This is a genomic window from Lacisediminimonas sp. (assembly GCF_030645335.1).
Taxonomy (GTDB): domain Bacteria; phylum Pseudomonadota; class Gammaproteobacteria; order Burkholderiales; family Burkholderiaceae_D; genus Lacisediminimonas.
This window is the reverse complement of record NZ_JAUSNH010000071.1, coordinates 1-5,146: the sequence shown is the minus strand read 5'-3', so window position 1 is coordinate 5,146 and position 5,146 is coordinate 1. Positions and strand designations below refer to the sequence as shown.

Genomic DNA, 5,146 nt, shown 5'->3' with positions numbered 1-5,146 from the left:
ACCCGACTGGCGTGGCTTTGGCCTGACCCAGTTTTCCGGCGCCGATACCTACTGGTTCGCCGATTACATGGGCGACCTCGACGCCGTGCTGTCCCATTACGCGCCGGATGGTGCGGTCAACCTGATCGGTCACAGCATGGGCGGCAATGTGGTGTGCGTGTACGCCGGAGTCCGACCGCAGCGGGTTCGCCGGCTGGTCAACCTGGAAGGCTTTGGCTTGCCGGCCGCCGACCCGTCGCTGGCGCCCGGCCGCTTCGAGAAATGGCTGGACCAGCTCAAGGAGCCGGCGACACTGCAAAGCTATGACAGTGTGGCAAAAGTGGCGGCCCGCCTGCAAAAAACCAATCCGCGCCTGAACGATGAACGCGCCGCTTTCCTGGCCGCGCACTGGGCGGCGCCCGATGAAACCGGCCGATGGCAATTGCTGGGCGATCCGGTCCACAAGAGCAAGAGCCCGCTGCTGTACCGGGTCGACGAAGTGCTGGCCTGCTGGCAGCGCGTGAGCGCACCGGTTCTGTGGGTGGAAGCCGATGACACCAATGCCTGGGAATGGATGGGCCCCAAAGAGCACGCCCGCGGCGAGATCGACCGCCGGATTGCCTTTTTCCCGGATGTGCGCACGGCCGTCATTACCGATGCCGCGCACATGCTGCACCACGACCAGCCGGAACAACTGGCCTTGTTGCTGGAAAATTTCCTCGAATAATCGGCTTCGATCAGACCTTATTTTCCGCCCCCGCGCGCGCAAAACGCGCTGCGCTGCCAACGCGTAAAATAGAGGCGGTTGTCGGCATCATGCCGGCTGCACATGGCGGCCTGGCTGCCGGGCGGCATTATCCGCCGCGTCGGCGGCGGCACTTCCCGCCGTATTTTCTGCCGCATTTTCCGCATCACTTACCCGCCTCATGCTCAACATCGACCTGCATTGCCATTCCGATATTTCCGACGGCCTGTTGTCGCCCGCGGCATTGGCTGCGCGCGCGCATGCCAATGGCGTCCAGGTCTGGGCGCTGACTGACCATGATGAAGTGGGCGGCGTGGCGCAGGCCCGGGCGGCTGCCACGGCGCTTGGCATGCGGCATATCGCCGGCGTGGAAATTTCTGTCACCTACGCCAACCAGACCGTGCACATTGTCGGCCTGAACATCGATGAGAATAACCAGGCGCTGCAGGACGGCCTGGCTGCCACCCGTGCCGGGCGCGAGCGGCGCGCGCGCAAGATCGGCGAGGAACTGGCGGCGGTCGGCATAGCGGGCGCATACGAGGGCGCATCGCAGTTCGCCGGCAATCCGGACCTGGTGTCGCGCACCCATTTTGCCCGCTTCCTGATCCAGCAAGGACACTGCACCGATTTGCAGCAGGTATTTACCGACTACCTGGTGCGCGGCCGGCCCGGCTGGGTTCCGCACCAGTGGGCCAGGCTGGACGAGGCAGTCGGCTGGATCCGCGGCGCCGGCGGCGTCGCTGTCGTCGCCCATCCGGGACGCTACAAATACGAGCCGCTGGCGTTTTCGGCATTGCTCGATGAGTTCAAGGCCGCTGGCGGCACCGGCATCGAGGTGATCACCGGCAGCCATACGCCGCAGCAATACGAAGAGTACGCACTGGTGGCGCGCCGCTACGGCCTGCTGGCCTCGCGCGGGGCGGATTTCCACGGGCCCGGCGAGTCACGTATCGATCTCGGGTCCTTGCCGCCGCTGCCGGAGAATCTTTCGCCCGTCTGGCACGATTGGGGTCTGTAATACGGCTGCCGCCGTGTTGCCTGCCACAACGCGATGGCAACGCGATGGCAACGCAAGGGCAGCGCACCAGCAACGCAAGCGCCGCGCGTGATAGTCTGCATTCCGGTGCGCTTGTCCGCCTGCTTGCACCGCGACAACGGGCAGGCTGTTGAAATCGTTGCAGCCAGCCCAATATAGACCTCGGTGAAAGATGATCGGATTGTGCTGATGCACTGTCCTGTTTAACCTGATTCACCGATTGTCCCCAGCAGCTAGAATTGTCGACGTTTAATTCCGGAGAAAACTCAAAACATGAAACGTATCTTCCTGTTCCTTGCGACGAATATTGCCGTGGTCCTGGTATTGACCGTGGTGCTGTCGGCACTGGGCGTGGACAAGTTCCTGACGAGTTCGGGACTGAACCTGCCGATGCTGATGGTGTTTTCGCTGGTGGTCGGCTTCACCGGTTCGATCATCTCCCTGTTGATCAGCAAGCCGATGGCCAAATGGTCGACCGGCGCGCGGGTGATCGAATCGCCCAGCAATTCGACCGAGCTGTGGCTGGTGGATGCCGTGCGCAAGTTGTCCGAGCGCGCCGGCATCGGCATGCCCGAGGTGGCCGTTTTCGAAGGCGAGCCCAATGCTTTTGCCACCGGCGCATTCAAGAATTCCGCGCTGGTTGCTGTGTCCACCGGCCTGCTGCAAAACATGACGCGCGAAGAAGTCGAAGCGGTCCTGGGTCACGAAGTGGCGCACATCGCCAACGGCGACATGGTGACGATGACGCTGATCCAGGGTGTCGTGAATACCTTCGTCGTGTTCCTGTCGCGGGTGGTCGGGTATGCCGTCGATCGTGCGATTTCGCGTGGCGACAATAGCAGCGGCCCGGGCGTCGGCTATATGGTGACCGTGGTCGTTTGCCAGATCGTGTTCGGCATTGCTGCATCAATCATCGTGGCCTGGTTTTCGCGCCACCGGGAATTCCGTGCCGACGCAGGCGCCGCGCAATTGATGGGCACGCCTCAGCCGATGATGAAGGCGCTGGCGCGCCTGGGCGGCATCGAGCCGAGCAGCTTGCCGCAGGGGCTGGCTTCGCTGGGCATCAATGACAAGCAGGGATTCATGGCGTTGTTTTCGTCGCATCCGCCAATCGAAGACCGGATCGAAGCCTTGCGTTCCAACGCCCGTTAAAGCGCGCGTCTATTTTTACGGCGGCCCCGGTGGCCGCCGTTTTCCATTTTCATGAGCCAATTTTTCCAGATTCATCCCGACAATCCCCAGCCGCGGCTGGTGAAGCAGGCTGCCCAAGTGATTCGCGGCGGCGGCGTTGTCGCGCTGCCGACCGATTCCTGCTATGCGCTGGTCTGCCAGCTGGATGACAAGGCCGCCGTCGAGCGCCTGCGCCGTATCCGCGGCATCGACGACAAGCACCACCTGACGCTGTTATGCCGCGATCTTAGCGAAATCGCGCAATATGCCCGCATCGACAACCGCCAGTACCGCTTGCTGAAAGCGGCCACGCCGGGGCCCTACACATTCATCCTCGAAGCGACGCGGGAAGTGCCGCGCCGCCTGAGCCATCCGTCGCGCAAGACCATCGGGCTGCGCGTGCCCGGGCATGCCGTTACCAGCGCATTGATTGAGGAACTCGGGCAGCCCCTGCTGGGAACCACGCTGATCCTGGCCGATGACGACTTGCCGCTCACCGATGCGCATGAAATCCGCGACCGGCTGGAGAAGCTGGTCGACCTGGTGATCGAGTCCGGATCGAGCAGCACCGTGCCTACCACGGTGATCGATCTGTCGGGCGAGGACGCCGAACTGATTCGCACCGGCCGCGGCGATCCGGCCTTGTTCGGGCTGTAGCCATGCTGCCCGGCCGCGCCGGGCCCCTCTGTTAGAATCGCGCTCATGAATGACATGATCCAGACCCTTGCGGTCTACTCGCTGCCAATACTTTTTGCCATCACCCTGCATGAAGCGGCGCATGCCTATGCCGCCCGCTATTTCGGTGACAACACTGCCTGGGCGCTGGGGCGAATGAGCCTCAATCCGATCAAGCATGTGGACTTGTTCGGCACCATCATCATCCCGATCCTGTTGTTCCTGATGCGCAGTCCGTTCCTGTTCGGCTGGGCCAAGCCGGTGCCGGTGGACTTCAGCCGGCTGCGCAACCCCAAGAAACAGATGGCCTTCGTCGCGCTGGCCGGTCCGCTTGCCAACCTGGTGATGGGACTGGGCTGGCTGATCCTGCTGGTGTTGCTGCGCGCATGGGGGGAGTCGGACGATTTTTTCCTGCGCATGGCGCGCGCCGGTGTGCAGATCAACCTGGTCATCTTTGCCTTCAACCTGATCCCGCTGCCGCCGCTGGACGGCGGGCGCATCATGACCAGCTTGCTGCCGACCCGGTATGCGATCGAGTTTGCCAAGCTTGAACCGTATGGTTTTTTCATCGTGCTCGGCCTGGCATTCCTGGGCGTGCTCAGTTATTGGATGGTGCCGGTCATGGGCGCCGCCAATGCCCTTTTGTTGCTGTTGATTTCCCCCCTGACATTTCTCCTCGGTTGACCATAGTTGAACGCCATGTACCCTGATCGTGTTGTTTCCGGCATGCGCCCCACGGGCGCGCTCCACCTTGGCCACTTCCACGGCGCCCTGAAGAACTGGGTCAAGCTGCAGGCCGAGCATCCCTGCCTGTTTTTCGTCGCCGACTGGCATGCGCTGACCACCCACTACGATGATCCGAGCGTGATCGAAAGCAGTACCTGGGACATGGTGATCGACTGGCTGGCCGCCGGCGTCGATCCCAAGCAGTGCGACATCTTCATCCAGTCGCGGGTGCCGGAGCATGCCGAACTGCACCTGTTGCTGTCGATGACGACGCCGCTGAGCTGGCTGGAGCGGGTGCCGACCTACAAGGACCAGCAGGAAAAGCTGACCGACCGCGACCTGACGACATATGGTTTCCTCGGCTACCCGCTGTTGCAGGCAGCCGACGTGCTGATCTATCGCGCCAGCATGGTGCCGGTGGGTGAAGACCAGGTGCCGCATGTGGAAATGATGCGCGAGCTGGCGCGTCGCTTCAATCATTTGTACGGCCGCGAAAAGAATTTCGAACAAAAGGCCCTGGACGCCATCAAGAAGCTCGGTGGCAAGCAGGGCAAGCAGTACACCGGCCTGCGTACTGCCTACCAGGAGCAGGGCGACCACCAGGCGCTGGAGCAGGTGGCAAGCTTGCTCGCGCAAGCACCCAGCCTGTCGGGGGCCGACCGTGAACGCTTGCTGGCCTATATTGGTGGCGGCGGCAAGACCATCCTGGCCGAACCGCGCGCATTGCTGACGGAATCGTCCCGCTTGCCCGGGCTGGATGGCGGCAAGATGTCAAAAAGTTACGGCAACACCATCGCGCTGCGCGAAGAGAAAGA

At 62.6% G+C, this 5,146-nt stretch carries 6 protein-coding genes; all 6 read left to right on the top strand.

What is annotated here, in order from left to right; all coding sequences use genetic code 11:
- On the top strand, positions 1-706 hold a 706-nt coding region (locus tag Q7T64_RS05365; RefSeq protein ID WP_304792399.1), incomplete at its 5' end, for an alpha/beta fold hydrolase.
- A gap of 199 nt (positions 707-905) precedes the next feature.
- On the top strand, positions 906-1,742 hold the full coding sequence (locus tag Q7T64_RS05360) for a 3',5'-nucleoside bisphosphate phosphatase (protein ID WP_304792397.1): 837 nt from the start codon (positions 906-908) through the stop codon (positions 1,740-1,742).
- Positions 1,743-2,033: 291 nt separating this feature from the next.
- On the top strand, positions 2,034-2,912 hold the full coding sequence (htpX, locus tag Q7T64_RS05355; protein WP_304792394.1) for a protease HtpX: 879 nt from the start codon (positions 2,034-2,036) through the stop codon (positions 2,910-2,912).
- A gap of 51 nt (positions 2,913-2,963) precedes the next feature.
- A complete protein-coding gene (locus Q7T64_RS05350) occupies positions 2,964-3,587 on the top strand; it encodes an L-threonylcarbamoyladenylate synthase (protein WP_304792390.1) in 624 nt (207 codons plus the stop codon).
- 45 nt (positions 3,588-3,632) lie between these two features.
- Positions 3,633-4,289: a site-2 protease family protein gene (locus Q7T64_RS05345; RefSeq protein WP_304792386.1), complete on the top strand. Its 657-nt coding sequence runs from the start codon at positions 3,633-3,635 to the stop codon at positions 4,287-4,289.
- A 15-nt stretch (positions 4,290-4,304) separates the two neighbouring features.
- Positions 4,305-5,146 (top strand): tryptophan--tRNA ligase (trpS, locus tag Q7T64_RS05340; protein WP_304792402.1); only part of this gene is annotated, 842 nt, incomplete at its 3' end.